Here is a 16,087-nt window from a genome sequence, read left to right as displayed (position 1 = left end):
TAGGCTGTCCCCCATGAGCCACTCCTCCCCCGCCAGCGCCCGTGTGGCCGGCGTCGACGCGGCGCGCGGGATCGCGCTGCTGGGGATGATGGCCACGCACCTCGTGCCCCTGGCCGCCTCCACGGCCGACGGCGGGTTCGCCACCACGTGGGCGGCCGAGTGGTTCGCCGGGCGCGCGTCGGCCCTGTTCGCCGTGTTGGCCGGCGTCGGGCTGGCGCTGCTGACCGGCGGCTCGGCCGGACCGACGGCGGCGCGGCTCGCCGGGGCGCGCCGCTCCGTCGTCGTCCGCGCCCTCGTGATCGCCGCCATCGGCCTGGCCTGCGGGATGCTCAGCACGAACGTCGCCGTCATCCTCGTCCACTACGGCCTCCTGTTCCTGGCCGCCGTCCCCTTCCTCGGCGCGCGGCCGCGGACCCTCCTGCTGTGGGCCGTCGGCTGGATCCTGGTCTCCCCGGTGGTGCTCTACGCCGCCGGGCTCTGGCTGGCGGGCTCGCCGCTGGGTCCGGCGCTGGAGCTGCCCGGCGGCGGCGCGGCGCCGACGTTCACCGACCTCGGCTCCCCGGCGGCGCTGGCCGGGAACCTGCTCCTCACCGGGTACTACCCGGTGGTCGTGTGGGTCTCGTTCGTGCTCGTGGGACTCTGGGCGGGCCGGCTGCGGCTCCAGCACCCGCCGGTCGCCCTGCTCCTGACGTTCGGCGGCGGCGTCCTCGCGGTCGCGGCGCGCCTGCTGAGCGGTTGGCTGCTCGGCCTGCCCGGGGCGCGGCCCGCGCTCGCGCAGGCTCTGGGCGTCGACGCGGCGCAGCTCGAACTGGCGTTGGGGACGGGCTACTACTTCGACGCGACGGAGCCGACCCCGTGGTGGTTCGCGCTCGCCGCCCCGCACACGTCGGCACCCCTGGACCTGCTGCACGTCACCGGTTCGGCACTCGCGGCCCTCGGCGCCTGCCAGCTCGTGGCGCTGGGCCTGACGGCGGTGCTGCGGCGCTTCGGCGACATCGTGCTCTCCCCCTTGACGGGGGCCGGCTCGGCGACGCTGACGCTGTACGTGGGGCATCTGGTCGCACTCGACCTGCTCTCCGGCGCCACGGAGGCGGTGGCCGCGGAGCGGGTCTACGCCTGGTACGCGCTCGCCGCCCTGGTGATCGGCGCGGCCCTGCGGCTGACCGGCGCCCGCGGACCGCTCGAGGCCCTCGTCCGTCAGCTCGCGGGGAGCCCGCGCGGCGCCGCGCGGGCCGGGAGGCGCTAGGGTCCCGCAGGACGTCTCAGAGGCGCCGGGCGAGGTACGGTGCCGTCCGGCTCGCCTCGGCGGCGGCGACGATCGACGGCGTCCCGGCGGCGACGACCCGGCCGCCGGCGTCGCCGCCGCCGGGCCCCAGATCGATCACCCAGTCGGCGGCCGCCACGACGTCCATCTCGTGCTCCACGACGACGACGGTGTCCCCGCCGTCGACGAGCCGATTCAGCTGCGCCATGAGCACCCGGACGTCGTCGGGATGCAGACCGGTGGTCGGCTCGTCCAGCACGTAGAGGGTGCGTCCCCGGCGCACGCGCTGCAGCTCCGTGGCGAGCTTGATCCGCTGCGCCTCGCCTCCGGACAGCTCGGTGGCCGGCTGACCGAGCCGGAGGTACCCGAGACCGACGTTCCGGAGGGTGTCCAGGCTGCGGGCGGCGGCGGGGATGTCCGCCAGGAAGTCGGCGGCGTCGTCGACCGAGAGCGCCAGGACCTCGGCGATGCTCTTCCCCCGGTAGGCGACCTCGAGCGTCTGCGGTTCGAAGCGGGCGCCGTCGCAGTCCGGACACGGCCCGTAACTGCCCGGGAGGAACACGAGCTCGACCGCGACGAACCCCTCCCCTTGGCAGGTCTCGCAGCGTCCGCCCGGGACGTTGAAGGAGAACCGGCCCGGTCCGAAGCCGCGCTCCCGGGCCGCCGGCAGCGCCGCGAACTCCTTGCGGACGGCGTCGAACAGGCCCGTGTAGGTCGCCAGGTTGGACCGGGGCGTCCGGCCGATCGGTTTCTGGTCCACGGTGACGATGCGGTCCAGCTGCTCGACCCCGTGGATCCGCGCCGGGGCGTCGGCACCGGCGCCGTCCCCTGCGGCGTCGTCGTCCGCACCCGAGCGGACGCGCAGGTGCTCGGCGACCCCTCCGGCGAGCGCCTGGCCCACCAGGGTCGACTTCCCGGATCCGGACACGCCCGTGACCGCGGTGAGGACGCCCAGCGGGATGTCGACGTCCAGGCCGCGCAGGTTGTGCCGGGTCACGCCCTCGAGGCGGAGCCGTCCGGCCGGTTCGCGCGGGACCCTCCCGCCGTCGTCGGGGCTCCGCGGCGGGGCCGGGGCGGGCGCGGCCGGGTCGACGTCGTCGCCCGAGCGCGCGGCCGGGAACAGGTAGGGGCGGGTCACGGAGCCCTCGACGTCGGCGAGCCCGGCGACCGGTCCGCTGTAGAGGACGCGGCCGCCGTCGTCGCCCGCGCGCGGGCCGACGTCGACGATCCAGTCCGCCGCACGGACGATGTCGAGGTTGTGCTCGACGACGAAGACGGAGTTGCCGGAGGTCTTGAGCTCCTGCAGCAGTTCGAGCAGCGGTTCGGCGTCGGCGGGGTGCAGACCCGCGGAGGGCTCGTCCATCACGTAGACGACGCCGAACAGCCCGGAGCGCAGCTGCGTCGCAATGCGGAGCCGCTGCAGCTCGCCGGGCGAGAGGGTCGTGGTGCCGCGGGCCAGGCCCAGGTAGCCGAGTCCGAGCCCGAGCAGGACCTCGATGCGCGCGAGCAGGTCCCGGGTGACGGCGACGGCGACCTCGTTGGTCTCGCCCGAGGTGTGACGGCGGGTCGCGGACTCGGGCGCCTCGAGCTCCGTGGTGGGCCGGATGATCTCGGCCAGCTCCGTCAGGGACACGGCTCCGAGCTGGGCAATGGTCCGGCCGGCGAACGTCACGTCCAGCGCCCGGCGGGTCAGGCCCGTGCCGTCGCAGTGCGGGCAGGGGCCCGTCCGCATGAAGCCGAGGGCCCTCCGGCGGGCCGGCTCGCTCTTGGAGTCGTTGAGGATGTGCAGCACGTGGCTGCGGGCGCTGATGAACCGGCCCTTGTAGGGCCGGGCGTTGTGCTCTCGCAACGGGACGACCTCCACCACCGGGCGCTCCTCGGTGAGGAGGATCCAGTCGCGGTCCTCGCGCGGCAGCTCCCGCCAGGGGACGTCGACGTCGTACCCGAGGTGGATCAGGATGTCGCGCAGACTCTTGCCCTGCCAGGCGCCGGGCCAGGCCGCGATGGCGCCGTCGCGGATGCTCAGCGACGGGTCCGGCACCAGGGAGTCGACGTCGACCGTGTGGGCCTCGCCGAGGCCGTGGCACTCGGGACACGCGCCGGCCGCGGTGTTCGGCGAGAAGACATCGGAGTCCAGCGGCTCCGCGCCGTCCGGGTAGGTGCCGGCCCGGGAGAGCAGGATCCGCAGCGAGTTGGACAGCGTGGTGACGGTCCCGACCGTCGAACGGGCCGTCGCCGTCCCCCGGCGCTGCTGCAGCGCGACCGCCGGGGGCAGCCCGCCGATGTGCTCGACCCGGGGATTGTGGCCCTGCTGGATCAGCCGACGCGCGTAGGGGGCCACGGACTCGAAGTAGCGCCGCTGCGCCTCCGCGTAGATGGTCCCGAAGGCCAGCGAGGACTTCCCGGACCCGGAGACGCCCGTGAAGGCGACGACAGCGTCGCGCGGCACGTCGACGTCGACGTCGCGCAGGTTGTTCTCGCGGGCGCCGCGGACCCGGACGAAGCCGTCCGGGTCGATTCCGTGCGCGGGCGCCCCCGGCGCAAACGCCGTCCCGCTGCCGTCCCTTCCCGTCGTCATGTCAGCGCTGGTCCTCCAGGTAGAGGCCGACGGCGCGGCGCATCACGGCGCGGGCGTTGCTGCGGTCGCCGGCGGCATCGTAGGCGAGCGCCAGGCGGTGCAGGCTCCGCCAGGACCCGGGGTCCGCCTCGGCCTCCTCGCGGTAGGCGACGAAGGCCTCGTCCGCGGCCTCCTTGACGATCCGTCCCGACGGCATGCGCGGCAGGTCGTCCGGCGGGAGCAGGCCCTCGGCCTCGAGCGTCCTGGCCATGCGCTGGGTGCGCAGACCGAAGAGGACCTCGCGGATGAGGATCCAGACGCCGATGAGGGGGAGGACGAGGGCCGCGACGCCGATGACCTTGGCGATCGGCTCCTCCGCGCCGATGAAGCGGACGGCCGAGCCGAAGGAGGCGACCAGGTAGAACACGAAGAGGGCGATGATGAGCCCGACCCAGAGTTTGGTCTTCACGCGTCAGCGGCCCAGGTCCAGGTAGCCGTCCAGCCCGTACGTCAGCCCGGGCCGGCTCGCCACCTGGCGCAGGCCCAGCAGCACGCCGGGCATGAAGGAGGCGCGGTCGTACGAGTCGTGGCGCAGTGTGAGCTGCTCTCCGGGCCCGCCGAGGAGGACCTCCTGGTGGGCGACGAGCCCGCGGAGCCGCACCGCGTGCACGCGCACCCCGTCGACATCGGCCCCGCGGGCCCCGTCCAGGGACTTCTCAGTGGCATCGGGGCTCGCCGGGACGCCTGCGGCGGCGCGTTCGGCGGCGATCAGCTCGGCGGTGCGCACGGCCGTGCCGGAGGGTGCGTCCACCTTGTCCGGGTGGTGCAGCTCGACGATCTCGACGGACTCGAAGTACCTGGCGGCCTGGGCGGCGAACGCGCTGGCCAGGACGGAGCCGAGCGCGAAGTTGGGGGCGATCAGGACGCCGGTCCCCGGGTGACTGGCAAGCAGTTCGGACAGCCCTGCACGCCGCGCCTCGGTCCACCCGGTGGTCCCGACGACGGCGTGGAGTCCGTGCTCGACGGCGAAGCGGACGTTGGTCTCGGTCTGGTCCGGGACGGTGAGGTCCACGACGTGGGTGGCCCCGGCGTCGAGGATCTTCTCCAGCGGGTCCCGACGGCCCAGGGCGGCGACGAGGTCCAGGTCGGCGGCGTTCTCCACCGCTGCGACTGCCTCGGAGCCCATGCGGCCATTGGCGCCGAGGACGGCGACGGCGATGCGGTTGGTCATGTGCTCCAGCCTATCGTCGCGGCTACAGTCCCACCCATTCGACGTCGCCGTCGGCGAAGTGCTGCTCCTTCCAGATGGGCGCGCCGTACTTCACGGCCTCGACGAGGTCGCGGCACGCCTCGAAGGCCTCGCCGCGGTGCGCGCTGGCCGCGGCGGCGACGAGGGCGGCGTCGCCGACGTCCAGGTCGCCGACGCGGTGGGCGGCCCAGAGCCTGGTGCCGGGATGACGGGCGGCAACTTCCTCGGCCAGCTCGCGGATGCGCGCCGAGGCGGTGGGATGGCCGCTGTAGGCGAGCCGGGTGACGTCCCGGCCGCCGTCGTGGTTGCGGACCACGCCGCCGAAGGTCACGACGGCGCCGGTCGCGTCCGTCTCGACGGCGTCCCAGGCGGTGCTCTGGTCGATCGGCTCGGCGCTGACGCCGGCGAAGACGACCTCGCCCGGCGTCCCCGTGCGGGGTGCGCCCTCCTCCGGGTGCTGCTCAGTGGTCACGATGGCCCTCCAGTTGACGGCAGATGTGGTCGATCATCGGGTCCAGCACGCCGAGCGCGTCCCGGACGCCCCGCGGGGAGCCGGGCAGGTTGACGACGAACGTGCTGCCCGCCGCCCCGGCCAGTCCGCGCGAGAGCGCGGCGTGCGGGGTCTTCACCAGTCCGGCGGCGCGGATGGCCTCCTGGATGCCCGGGATCTGGCGGTCCAGCAGGGGAGCCGTCGTCTCCGGCGTGGTGTCGTCCGGGCTGAGCCCGGTGCCGCCGCTGGTGACGACGACGGACGGGCCGAGGGTCAGGAGTGCCTTCAGCGCCGAGCCGACCGCCTCGCCGTCCGGCACGATCACGGGCTCGAGCACGGTGAACCCGTGCCCGGCGAGCCAGTCGGCGACGATGGGCGCGGTCTGATCCTCGTAGACGCCGGCGGCGGCGCGGGTGGAGGCGATCAGGATGCCGCCGGTTCGGGCCGTGCTCACCGGTCCGCCCGGGGCCCGTCGCCGGCGTCCGCGGCGGACCGGACGTCCCAGTCGCCGCTCTTGCCGCCGGACTTGGCGAGCACCTGGACGTCGGTCATGACGGCGTGGTGGTCGACCGCCTTGATCATGTCGTACACCGTCAGGCCCGCGACGGTCGCGGCCGTGAGCGCCTCCATCTCCACCCCCGTCACACCGCGGGTCTTGACCATCGCCTCGATGACGATGGCCCCGTCTCCGGGCGTGAAGTCCACGGTGACCTTGGAGAGGGGCAGCGGGTGGCAGAGCGGCACCAGCTCCGGGGTCTTCTTGGCGGCCATGATCCCGGCCACCCGGGCGACCGCGAGCGCGTCCCCCTTCGGCAGGGATCCGTCGGCGAGCATCGCCACGACGTCGTCACGGGTACGGATCGTGGCCACGGCGGTCGCCTGGCGGGTAGTCTCCGGCTTCGCGGAGACGTCGACCATGTGGGCGGTCCCGTCGGCGCGGACGTGCGTCAGCCCGGAGGGTTGCGGATCGGTCTGGGGCATTGCTTCCTCGGGTCTCTCGGGTGGTGGGTCGGTTCGGCTGCGGTCCTGCATCCTATAGAACGAGGACCCGGACAGGGCTCCCGGCTGGCAGGTGCGTCGCCTCCGGCGGGACGAGGGCCAGGGCGTCCGACTCGGCGAGCGCGTGCAGCAGGTGCGAGCCGGGTCCCCCGACCAGCTCCACCCGGGTCTCTCCGCCGGCATCGAGCAGGCGGGCGCGGCGGACCTGCAACTTCCCGGGCGGGCTGTCCGTCGGCGCGGCGAGCGCTGCCTCGAGCTCCCGCCGGGGCGCCGTGCCCAGGAGCTCGGCCGATGCCGGGCGCAGGAACATCTCGTAACTGACGTAGGTGCTGACCGGATTGCCCGGGAACGCGAGCATCGGAGTCCCGGTGCCGTCGTCCCAGCGCAGGACGCCGAGGCCCTGGGGGCCGCCCGGCTGCATGGCGACGGAGCCGAAGCCCACGCCGCGTTCGGCGAGCGCGAGCTTGACCACCTCGTAGGCGCCCTGGCTGATGCCGCCGCTGGTGAGGATCAGGTCCGCCCCCTGCTCCGCGGCGGCGGCGCGCAGGCGGGAGAGGAACTCGGTGGGCGTGTCGCTGGAGATGGTCTCGACGACGGCCTCCCAGCCGTCGGCGTCGAGGGCGGCCGCCACCAGGGTGGAGTTCGCATCGTGGATCTGGCCCGGGGCGAGCGGGCGCCCCGGGGACACGATCTCGTCGCCGGTCGCCACGACGAGCGCGCGGGGGCGGGCGCGCACCCTCAGCGTCGCGAAGCCGAGCGCTGCGGCGAGCCCGAGGTGCCGGACGGTCAGCCGCGTCCCGGCGCGGAGCGCGACGTCCCCGGCCGCGATGTCGCTGCCGGCGCGGCGGACGTACTGTCCCGGTTCGACGTCGACCGGGAGCCCGACGGTGCCGCCCGAGGACGGGAAGCGCGGGGGGTCGGCCGCTTCGACGGGCACGACGGCGTCCGCACCGGCGGGCAGCGGTGCGCCGGTCATGATGGGGGCCGCCGTCCCGGCCCCGTGGCTGCACCCGTCCCCGCCCGGCCGGGCGGGGCCGGCGGGGATCGGTGCGACCGCGCGCAGCACGGCGGGTCCGCCGGCCCCGTCCCGCCGCAGGTCGGCGGTTCGGACGGCGAAGCCGTCCATCTGGGAGTTGTCGAAGGGAGGAAGGCTGTGCGGGGCCTCGAGGTCCGCGGCGAGGAGACATCCCCGGGCGGCGCGCAGCGGCACTTCCTCGGTGCGCGCGGCGACGCCCGCCGCGACGCGCCCGAGGAGCCGGCGGACCTCGCCGGCGTGCTCCTCGACGCTGCGGCGGAAGGGCTCCCCGGAGTGTCCCCGCCCGCCGGAGTGCCCTCGGTCGGCACCCCGTCCCGGCTCGATGCCGGCTCCTGGGTCGGTGCCGGGCCCTGGGTCGGTGCCTCGTCTCGAATCGGTGCCGGAGATCCCCCGGCCTGTGTCGGCGCCCATGCCAGCCATCCTAGAGCCGCACTCCCCCGCGTTGGATACCCGGCGCCGCACGTCCCTCGCCGGCCTCGCGGACGGGGGCCTCCGCGCGGCCGGGCAGGACGAACAGCAGGGCCACGGCGCCGAGCACCAGCAGGTAGAACCCGATCAGCATCAGCGCAAGGCCCACGGCCGCCCCCGGGTCCGCCGAGTTGAAGGCCAGCTCGATCTGCAGCGGGATGGTCCGCGTCTGACCGGCGACCGACCCGGCGAACGTGATCGTCGCACCGTACTCCCCCAGCGCGCGCGCGAACGCCAGCAGGGTCCCGGCGGCGATGCCCGGCGCAGCCAGTGGCAGGGTGATGTGGCGCAGGATCTGCGTCGGGCCGGCACCGGCGTTGGCCCCGGCCAGCTCCAGGTCCGGGTCCACGGCCTCCAGGCTGCTCAGCGCGGCGACCGTCACGAAGGGCAGGGCGACGAAGACCTGCACCAGCACCACGGCCGCCGGCGTGTAGGCGACGCCGAGCCCCAGCGCGGCCAGCGACTCCCCGGCGATCCCCTGCCGGCCCCAGAAGTACAGCAGGGCGAGCCCGGAGACCACCGGCGAGAGCACCAGGGGCACGATCAGGACCAGCTGGAGCAGTGCCCGGAGCGCTCCGTGGGCACGGTGCACGGCCAGGGCGAGGGGCACGCCGAGCAGCACACAGAGGACCGTGGCTGCCACCGACGTGCTCAGGGACAGCACGACGGCGCTGCTCGCCTCGGGACTGGTCACGGCCGCGACGAGCGTACCGGGCTCCGCGGCCGCGCCGAGCGCGAGGATCGGGCCCGCCAGCGCGAGGACCGCGATCGTCGTGGGGACCCAGATCCAACGCGGCGTCGTGGCGCGCCGATGGGCCCGGTCCCGGGTGCTCCGGCCGAGACCGCCCCGGCTCATCCGGCCACCCCGCCGGGCCCGCCCGGCTCGAAGCCGGCGTCGGTCAGGATGGACTGCGCCTGTTCGTCGAGGAGCCATCGGGCGAAGGCCTCCCGGGCGTGGTCGCCGGAACCGCCGTCGTCGTCCTCCCCCTCGCCGGAGCGCACCAGCACGGGGTACCGGTTGGGCGGCGCGTCGAGCGGCAGCGCGGCCACCGCGTCGCCGGCCGCGGCGGCGTCGGTCGTGTAGACGAAGCCGGCGTCGGCCTGCCCCGAGGCGACCTTGGCCAGGACGGCGCGGACGTTCGACTCCTGCGTGGCGTCGGCGGCGATCTCCACGGGCTGCCGATCCGTCCAGGACTGGGCTGCGCGCCCGCACGGGACCTCGGGTGCGCAGAGGGCCACCCGGGCCTCGGCGAGCCAGTCGAGCAGCTCCGTCGTCGGCGGGGCCGCGGGCGCCTCTGCCCCGGCGCTCGCGGCGAGGGGCGTGTCCGGCCCGACGACGAGGACGAGCCCGTTCTCCGCGGCGGTGCCGATCCGCCGGTAGGCCTCGGGACGCTGCAGCGCGCCGGGCGCCTGGTCGTCGGCGGTGACCAGGACGTCCGGTGCGGCCCCGGAGTTGACCTGCTGGACGAGCTGCGCCGAGGACCCGAGGTTCACGGTCACCTCCACGGGGGCTCCGGCCGCACGCGCGGCGTCCTCGTAGGCCGCGGCCAACGGCCCGGCCACATCGGCGAACGACGACGGTGCGAACCACAGGACCTCGGGCTCTCCGCCGGCCGGCGAGCCATCCGTCGGGCCGGCGGCGCAACCGGCGAGCTGCACCATCAGTCCGGCCAGCGCGAGCAGCGGGAGGAGCCTGGTCCTGGCGCCGCGCGGCCTGCGTCCCCGGGGCCGCCCGGGGGCTCCGCCGCCTACCGCCGGGGCGCCTTCACACAGCGTCATCCGCCGCACGTCCGTGCACGCATTCCGGTGGACCTCCGGCACCGGGCGGGGGCGGGAGGGCCCGGGCTCGTGCGCTGGCTGTGGCATGGTCTGGAGTCTAGTCGTCGCGGCATGGAGTTGGGCTCCGCAGTGGTCTACGCTCGATGGATGAGCATCACCCGCGTCGACCTCCAGACGACCCGGCCGGGGTCGGAGGGCCAGCGCGTTCCCGGCGGGCCCGCGCGCGCCCCGCTTCCGGCTCCCAGCGCCTCGGCGGGCAGCGGCCGGACGGCCGGCGACCCGCAGGCCGGCGAGCAGCAGGACGCCGTCGAGCGTCCACTCGTGGACCGGTTCGGGCGCGTGGCCAGCGACCTGCGCATCTCCCTCATCGACAAGTGCAATCTGCGCTGCACCTATTGCATGCCCGCCGACGGCATGGCCTGGCTGCCCAAGAGCCGGCTGCTGACGGGCGAGGAGGTCCGCCGCCTCGTCACCATCGGTGTGCGCGACCTCGGTGTCCGCGAGCTGCGGCTCACCGGCGGCGAGCCCCTCGTGCGCGTGGACCTCGTGGACATCGTCGCCGGCGTACGGGCCGATCACCCCGAGCTGCCGATCTCGCTCACGACCAACGCCGTGGGGCTGGCCAAGAAGGCCCGGCCGCTCGCCGAGGCCGGGCTCAGCCGCATCAACGTCTCTCTGGACACCCTGCACGCGGGCACGTTCCAGGAGCTGGCCCGCCGCAACCACCTGCAGGCGACCCTGGACGGGATCGACGCCGCCGTCGAGGCCGGCCTGGGCGCGCCCCTGAAGATCAACACGGTGCTCATGCGCGGCGTCAACGACCACGAGGCCGCCGACCTGCTCGCATGGGCCGTCGAGCGCGGTTTCGAACTGCGGTTCATCGAGCAGATGCCGCTGGACGCGGACCACGGCTGGCGCAAGGACAACATGGTCACCTCCACCGAGATCCGCGAGCGGCTCGCCGAGCGCTTCGTGCTCTCCGCCGACCCGCGGGAGCGCGACGGCGCGCCGGCCGAGCGCTTCCAGGTCGCTCCTGTGTCCGACCCCGGGCGGATCGTCGGCACGGTCGGCATCATCGCCTCCGTGACGGAGCCGTTCTGCTCCGACTGCCGGCGCACGCGCATCACGGCCGAGGGCAAGGTCATGGCGTGCCTCTTCTCCCGCGAGGAGACGGACCTCTCCGAGCTGCTCCGTTCCGGGGCGACCGACGACGACGTCGCGGACCGCTGGCGGGAGGCCATGTGGGGCAAGCCGCGCGCGCACGGCATGGGCCACCCGGGCCTGGGCGACGACGACTTCGTCCAGCCGGACCGGAGCATGAGCGCCATCGGCGGCTGATCCGGCCCGCACCGCCCGGGCCGCCCCGGAGACCGCCAGCACCACCAGACTCAACTCACCACCGAGGAACCAACATGAGAATCCGCTACTTCGCGGCCGCGGCCGCCGCGGCGGGACGCCAGCAGCAGGACCTCCCCGTCTCCTCCCTGCCCGAGCCGACGCTCGGCGCGCTCCTGGAGCATGTCGCGGAGCTCCACCCCGCCGGAGACCGCCGCCCGGAGCCGGTCGCGGTCGGCGCCGGGGGCCCCGGCCACGGCGCGGCCCCGCTCCGCAGGACGCCGTCCCTGGCACGGGTGATCGCGCGCTCGAGCTTCCTGGTCAACGAGGTGAGTGTGCGGGACCGGGGGCACCCACTAGGCGAGGACGACGTCGTCGACGTCCTGCCGCCGTTCGCCGGCGGATAGCCGGTGCCGGGCGTCGCGAAGCATTGATCCTGCGGCGGCCGAACGCGAAGACAGCGGGGGCCGCCGGTGCGAACCGGCGGTCCCCGCTGTCTTCAGTGCCTCGACGGCCCGCCGCCACTGCGCCCGCTGGGGCGGCGCCGGCGGCCGGGTGCCGGGTCAGAGCCCGAAGTCGGCCGCCGTGTCGAAGGGGCCCACGACCGTGACGGTGCGTCGGCGGCCGGCGAGCTCGCGGGCGAGCGCCTGCACATCGCCGGCCGTCACCGCGCGGATCTTCTCCAGGGTCGTGTCGATGTCCTGGAAGTGCCCCGTGACGAGTTCGGCCCGGCCCAGCCGGGACATGCGGGACCCCGGGTCCTCGAGGGCGAGGACCAGTCCACCGGAGATCTGGCCGACGGCCTTGGCGATCTCCTGCTCCGTGACGCCGTCGGCGGCCAGGCGCTCCAGCTCGGCGGCCAGCAGCTGGATGACCTGGCCCGTCTTCGCCGGCGAGCACCCGGCGTACATGCCGAAGTAGCCGGCGTCCGAGTAGGCGGCGGAGAACGAGTACGTCGAGTACACGAGGCCGCGGTTCTCGCGGATCTCCTGGAAGAGCCGCGAGGACATGCCGCCGCCGAGGATCGTGTTGAGCACGCTCATCGTCTGCCGACGCTCGTCGGTCGCGATGATGCCGGGGCAGCCCATGATGATGTTGGCCTGCTCCACCGGACGACGGATGACGTCCACGGTGTGCTGGCCCTCGATCACTGCGGGGGTGCTGGCGCGGCGCTTGACGGGCTCCGCGCCCGGCTCGAGCTCCCACCCGGCCCGGGCGAGGGCCTCGAGCACCTGGCGGCAGACGTCGTCGTGGTCCAGCGACCCGGCCGCGGTGATGACGATCTCCTGCGGCGCGTAGTAGCGCCGGTAGTGCTCCAGCACGGCGTCGCGCTGGATCCCCTGGATCGCCTCGGGGGTGCCTCCGATGGGCCGTCCGAGCGGGTGCTCGCCGAGCACGGCGGAGACGAAGTTCTCGTGGGCGACGTCGCCGGGATCGTCATTGTCCATGGCGATCTCCTCCAGGATGACGTCGCGTTCCTGCTCCAGGTCCTCCGGGTCGAGGACCGGTGAGGTGACCATGTCGGCGATCACGTCGATCGCCAGCGGCAGGTCCGAGTCGAGGACTCGGGCGTAGTAGCAGGTGTGCTCCTTCGCCGTGGCCGCGTTGGACTCGCCGCCGACCTCGTCGAATGCCGAGGCAATGTCGAGGGCGCTGCGGCGAGAGGTTCCCTTGAACAGCAAGTGCTCGAGGAAGTGGGTCGATCCGTGCATCCCGTCGCCCTCGTCGCGGGATCCGACGCCGACCCAGAAGCCGATGGTCGCCGAACGCTGTCCGGGCATCGCTTCGGTCAGGACCCGGACCCCGCCGGGGAGGACCGAGCGGCGCACTACTGCGCCGCCGGCCTCCCCGTGCAGGATGCTGGATGCGGACCCGTCGAGGGGTACCAGAGCCATCGAGTGGGTCGCGTCCCTACTCTGCCGGCTGCTCGGCGGTCTCGGAGGCGTCCTCCGCGACGACCGGGGCCAGGGAGAGCTTGCCGCGATCGTCGACCTTGGTGAGCTCGACCTGGAGCTTCTGCCCCACGGAGAGGACGTCCTCGACGTCGTCGACGCGCTTGCCCCCGGCGAGCTTGCGCAGCTCGGAGATGTGCAGCAGTCCGTCCTTGCCCGGCATCAGCGAGACGAACGCGCCGAAGGTCGTCAGCTTGACGACCGTGCCCAGGTAGCGCTCGCCGACCTCGGGAACCTGCGGGTTCGCGATGGCATTGATGGCGGAGCGGGCGGCCTCGGCGGACTCGCCGTCGGTGGCGCCGATCAGAACCGTGCCGTCGTCCTCGATGGAGATGTCGGCGCCGGTGTCCTCCTGGATCTGGTTGATCATCTTGCCCTTCGGGCCGATGACCTCGCCGATCTTGTCCACGGGGATCTTCACGGAGATGATGCGCGGTGCGAACTCGCTCATCTCGTCCGGGGCGTCGATCGCGGCGTTGAGCACATCGAGGATGTGCAGGCGGGCCTCGCGGGCCTGCTTCAGCGCTGCGGCCAAGACCGAGGCGGGGATGCCGTCCAGCTTGGTGTCCAGCTGGATGGCGGTGACGAACTCGGCGGTGCCGGCGACCTTGAAGTCCATGTCGCCGAACGCGTCCTCGGCGCCGAGGATGTCGGTCAGCGCGGCGTAGCGGGTCTCGCCGTCGACCTGGTCGGAGACCAGGCCCATGGCGATGCCGGCGACCGGTGCGCGCAGGGGCACGCCGGCGTTGAGCAGCGACAGCGTGGAGGCGCAGACGGAGCCCATCGACGTCGAGCCGTTGGAGCCGAGGGCCTCGGACACCTGGCGGATGGCGTACGGGAACTCCTCGCGCGACGGCAGCACCGGCACGATGGCACGCTCGGCCAGGGCGCCGTGGCCGATCTCGCGGCGCTTCGGGGAGCCGACGCGGCCGGTCTCTCCGGTGGAGTACGGCGGGAAGTTGTAGTTGTGCATGTAGCGCTTGCGCGTCACCGGCGACAGGGAGTCGATCTGCTGCTCCATCTTGAGCATGTTCAGCGTGGTGACACCCATGATCTGGGTCTCGCCGCGCTCGAAGATCGCCGAGCCGTGCACGCGCGGCAGAACCTCGACCTCGGCCGTCAGCTGACGGATGTCGGTCAGGCCACGGCCGTCGATGCGGACCTGCTCGGTGAGGATGCGCTGACGCACGACCTTCTTGGTGAGCGCGCCGAAGGCCTTGGAGACCTCGCCGGCGCGACCCTCGAACTGCTGGCCCTCGCCGGCCAGCGCCTCGACGACCTCATCGCGGTACTCGCCGGAGGCGTTGTCGCGCTCCTGCTTGTCCGCGATCGAGAAGATCTCGGTCAGGCGGGCGGTGGCCTTCTCCTCGACGGCAGCGAAGACGTCGTCCTCGTAGTCGCGGAAGACGGGGAACTCGACGGCCGGCTTGGCGGCACGCGATGCGAGGTCGGCCTGCGCCTCGCAGAGGACCTTGATGAACGGCTTCGCGGCCTCGAGGCCCTCGGCGACGACGTCCTCGGTCGGGGCGGTGGCGCCGCGCTCCTTGATGAGGTTCCAGGAGTTGTCGGTCGCCTCGGCCTCGACCATCATGATGGCGATGTCGTCCTCGGTCTGGCGGCCGGCGACCACCATGGAGAAGACGGCGTCCTGCAGCTGCGAGTGCTTCGGGAAGGCGACCCACTGGGCGCCGTTGCCGTCGTCCACCAGGGCGACGCGGACGCCGCCGATCGGGCCGGAGAACGGCAGACCGGAGAGCTGGGTGGACATCGAGGAGGCGTTGATCGCCACGACGTCGTACAGGTCGTCCGGGTTGATGGACAGGACGGTCACGACGACCTGGACCTCGTTGCGCAGGCCCTTGACGAAGGCCGGACGCAGCGGGCGGTCCATGAGGCGGCAGGCCAGGATGGCCTCCGTCGAGGGGCGGCCCTCGCGGCGGAAGAAGCTGCCCGGGATGCGGCCGGCAGCGTACATGCGCTCCTCGACGTCCACGGTCAGCGGGAAGAAGTCGAAGCCTTCGCGCGGGTGCTTGCCGGCCGTGGTGGCCGAGAGCATGGAGGTGTCCTCGTCGATGAGGACGAGGGCGGAGCCGGCGGCCTGCTTGGCGAGGCGGCCGGTCTCGAAGCGGATGGTGCGGGTGCCGAAGCGGCCGTTGTCGATCACGGCTTCGGCGAATTGGACGTCAGACAAAGTGTCTTCTCCGTATCTGTGGTGCGGAGGAGGGCGGCCTCATCGCTTCGCTCGGCCCGGGTGTGCCCGGGCGGAGGCGAGGATGCACCCGGTCTTCGATCGAGGTCCACGGCGCTCCTGCCGGCGGTCAGACCGACCGGGGGCGCCCCGTAGACCACTACCGAGGACCGCGAATGCCGATGATGGGCTGCGCTCCGTTGGTGTTGGACGTGCTCTTCAGTTGTGCGGGCGCGTGGCGCGCCCAGTACACAGACTAAAGGCGGCGACCCCGGGGAGAAAACCTCCACCGGATCGCCGCCTGAAGTCAACGAGCCTACTTGCGCAGGCCGAGGCGCTCGATCAATGCGCGGTAGCGCACGATGTCGACGCGCTTCAGGTAGTCGAGCATGCGACGACGACGACCGACCAGGGCCATCAGGCCGCGGCGGGTGTGGTGGTCGTGCTTGTGCGACTTCAGGTGCTCGGTCAGGTCCGAGATGCGACGGGTCATCACTGCAACCTGCACCTCGGGCGAACCGGTGTCGCCCTCGTGCGTTGCGTATTCCTTGATGATCTCGGTCTTCACAGCGGCGTCAAGGGCCACAGTAACTCCTAGAGTTGTACCGCGAACAGATGCACGCCCCGCAGGACGCCGGCGCCCTCCACCGCGGACTGCAGCGGGCACCGTCGTCCAGTCTATCAGCCCGGCGCCTCCCCGCGGCGCGCCGGTCCGCCCGGTGCTCGCGGGCCAGCGCGCCACTGTGCCGCGTTCCCGGCATGGGCCGGGC

General features: G+C 73.5%; 15 protein-coding genes. 3 read left to right on the top strand and 12 right to left on the bottom strand.

What is annotated here, in order from left to right; genetic code table 11:
• The first annotated feature begins 13 nt into the window (after nucleotides 1-13).
• The gene (locus tag RIN46_RS07055) at nucleotides 14-1,246 is read left to right on the top strand and encodes a heparan-alpha-glucosaminide N-acetyltransferase domain-containing protein (protein ID WP_309080187.1); all 1,233 of its coding nucleotides are present in this window, start codon (nucleotides 14-16) and stop codon (nucleotides 1,244-1,246) included.
• A gap of 16 nt (nucleotides 1,247-1,262) precedes the next feature.
• Here RIN46_RS07055 and RIN46_RS07050 read toward each other — a convergent pair whose 3' ends face one another.
• Genes RIN46_RS07050 through modA form a run of 9 tightly spaced genes read right to left on the bottom strand, consistent with a single transcriptional unit; the run spans nucleotide 1,263 to nucleotide 9,929 of the window.
• Nucleotides 1,263-3,842: an excinuclease ABC subunit UvrA gene (locus tag RIN46_RS07050; protein WP_309080188.1), complete on the bottom strand. Its 2,580-nt coding sequence runs from the start codon at nucleotides 3,840-3,842 to the stop codon at nucleotides 1,263-1,265.
• 1 nt (nucleotide 3,843) lies between these two features.
• A complete protein-coding gene (locus tag RIN46_RS07045) occupies nucleotides 3,844-4,290 on the bottom strand; it encodes a hypothetical protein (RefSeq protein WP_309080189.1) in 447 nt (148 codons plus the stop codon).
• 3 nt (nucleotides 4,291-4,293) lie between these two features.
• The gene (gene dapB / locus RIN46_RS07040) at nucleotides 4,294-5,052 is read right to left on the bottom strand and encodes a 4-hydroxy-tetrahydrodipicolinate reductase (RefSeq protein ID WP_309080190.1); all 759 of its coding nucleotides are present in this window, start codon (nucleotides 5,050-5,052) and stop codon (nucleotides 4,294-4,296) included.
• 22 nt (nucleotides 5,053-5,074) lie between these two features.
• Nucleotides 5,075-5,542, bottom strand: a complete 468-nt coding sequence (locus RIN46_RS07035) for a molybdenum cofactor biosynthesis protein MoaE (RefSeq protein WP_309080191.1) — start codon at nucleotides 5,540-5,542, stop codon at nucleotides 5,075-5,077.
• Entirely contained in the window at nucleotides 5,532-6,014 is a 483-nt protein-coding gene (locus RIN46_RS07030) for a MogA/MoaB family molybdenum cofactor biosynthesis protein (protein ID WP_309080192.1), read from the bottom strand. The genes RIN46_RS07035 and RIN46_RS07030 overlap by 11 nt, the downstream gene beginning before the upstream one ends.
• Entirely contained in the window at nucleotides 6,011-6,541 is a 531-nt protein-coding gene (moaC, locus tag RIN46_RS07025) for a cyclic pyranopterin monophosphate synthase MoaC (RefSeq protein WP_309080193.1), read from the bottom strand. The genes RIN46_RS07030 and moaC overlap by 4 nt, the downstream gene beginning before the upstream one ends.
• A gap of 52 nt (nucleotides 6,542-6,593) precedes the next feature.
• A complete protein-coding gene (gene glp / locus RIN46_RS07020) occupies nucleotides 6,594-8,006 on the bottom strand; it encodes a gephyrin-like molybdotransferase Glp (RefSeq protein ID WP_309080194.1) in 1,413 nt (470 codons plus the stop codon).
• 10 nt (nucleotides 8,007-8,016) lie between these two features.
• Nucleotides 8,017-8,919, bottom strand: coding sequence for an ABC transporter permease subunit (locus RIN46_RS07015; RefSeq protein WP_309080195.1), 903 nt, complete (start codon nucleotides 8,917-8,919; stop codon nucleotides 8,017-8,019).
• Nucleotides 8,916-9,929, bottom strand: coding sequence for a molybdate ABC transporter substrate-binding protein (modA, locus tag RIN46_RS07010; RefSeq protein ID WP_309080196.1), 1,014 nt, complete (start codon nucleotides 9,927-9,929; stop codon nucleotides 8,916-8,918). The genes RIN46_RS07015 and modA overlap by 4 nt, the downstream gene beginning before the upstream one ends.
• A 60-nt stretch (nucleotides 9,930-9,989) precedes the next feature.
• Between modA and moaA the strand changes: the two genes are divergently transcribed.
• Nucleotides 9,990-11,180, top strand: coding sequence for a GTP 3',8-cyclase MoaA (gene moaA, locus RIN46_RS07005; protein ID WP_309080197.1), 1,191 nt, complete (start codon nucleotides 9,990-9,992; stop codon nucleotides 11,178-11,180).
• A 74-nt stretch (nucleotides 11,181-11,254) separates the two neighbouring features.
• Nucleotides 11,255-11,584 (top strand): MoaD/ThiS family protein, encoded by a 330-nt coding sequence (locus RIN46_RS07000; RefSeq protein WP_309080198.1) that lies wholly within the window; start codon nucleotides 11,255-11,257, stop codon nucleotides 11,582-11,584.
• Nucleotides 11,585-11,740: 156 nt separating this feature from the next.
• On the opposite strand, the gene RIN46_RS06995 is transcribed toward RIN46_RS07000, so the two are convergent.
• The 3 genes from RIN46_RS06995 to rpsO form a co-directional block, all read right to left on the bottom strand.
• Nucleotides 11,741-13,072: a pitrilysin family protein gene (locus tag RIN46_RS06995; protein WP_309080199.1), complete on the bottom strand. Its 1,332-nt coding sequence runs from the start codon at nucleotides 13,070-13,072 to the stop codon at nucleotides 11,741-11,743.
• A 16-nt stretch (nucleotides 13,073-13,088) separates the two neighbouring features.
• Nucleotides 13,089-15,320: a polyribonucleotide nucleotidyltransferase gene (locus RIN46_RS06990; RefSeq protein WP_309080200.1), complete on the bottom strand. Its 2,232-nt coding sequence runs from the start codon at nucleotides 15,318-15,320 to the stop codon at nucleotides 13,089-13,091.
• Between the two features lie 313 nt (nucleotides 15,321-15,633).
• Nucleotides 15,634-15,903 (bottom strand): 30S ribosomal protein S15, encoded by a 270-nt coding sequence (gene rpsO, locus RIN46_RS06985; RefSeq protein ID WP_309080201.1) that lies wholly within the window; start codon nucleotides 15,901-15,903, stop codon nucleotides 15,634-15,636.
• Nucleotides 15,904-16,087 lie beyond the last annotated feature (184 nt).

Origin of the sequence: Zhihengliuella sp. (genome assembly GCF_031178195.1) — a bacterium.
Lineage (GTDB): Bacteria > Actinomycetota > Actinomycetes > Actinomycetales > Micrococcaceae > Zhihengliuella.
Note: the sequence above shows the minus strand (reverse complement) of the source record. Positions and strands in the feature narration are given on the sequence as shown.

Bases quoted from the DNA above. Each gene is read 5' to 3' on its own strand.
- RIN46_RS07055 (WP_309080187.1), top strand. From the start codon at position 14: ATGAGCCACTCCTCCCCCGCCAGCGCCCGTGTGGCCGGCGTCGACGCG.
- RIN46_RS07050 (WP_309080188.1), bottom strand. From the start codon at position 3,842: ATGACGACGGGAAGGGACGGCAGCGGGACGGCGTTTGCGCCGGGGGCG.
- dapB (WP_309080190.1), bottom strand. From the start codon at position 5,052: ATGACCAACCGCATCGCCGTCGCCGTCCTCGGCGCCAATGGCCGCATG.
- moaC (WP_309080193.1), bottom strand. From the start codon at position 6,541: ATGCCCCAGACCGATCCGCAACCCTCCGGGCTGACGCACGTCCGCGCC.
- glp (WP_309080194.1), bottom strand. From the start codon at position 8,006: ATGGGCGCCGACACAGGCCGGGGGATCTCCGGCACCGATTCGAGACGA.
- RIN46_RS07015 (WP_309080195.1), bottom strand. From the start codon at position 8,919: ATGAGCCGGGGCGGTCTCGGCCGGAGCACCCGGGACCGGGCCCATCGG.
- modA (WP_309080196.1), bottom strand. From the start codon at position 9,929: ATGCCACAGCCAGCGCACGAGCCCGGGCCCTCCCGCCCCCGCCCGGTG.
- moaA (WP_309080197.1), top strand. From the start codon at position 9,990: ATGAGCATCACCCGCGTCGACCTCCAGACGACCCGGCCGGGGTCGGAG.
- RIN46_RS07000 (WP_309080198.1), top strand. From the start codon at position 11,255: ATGAGAATCCGCTACTTCGCGGCCGCGGCCGCCGCGGCGGGACGCCAG.
- RIN46_RS06995 (WP_309080199.1), bottom strand. From the start codon at position 13,072: ATGGCTCTGGTACCCCTCGACGGGTCCGCATCCAGCATCCTGCACGGG.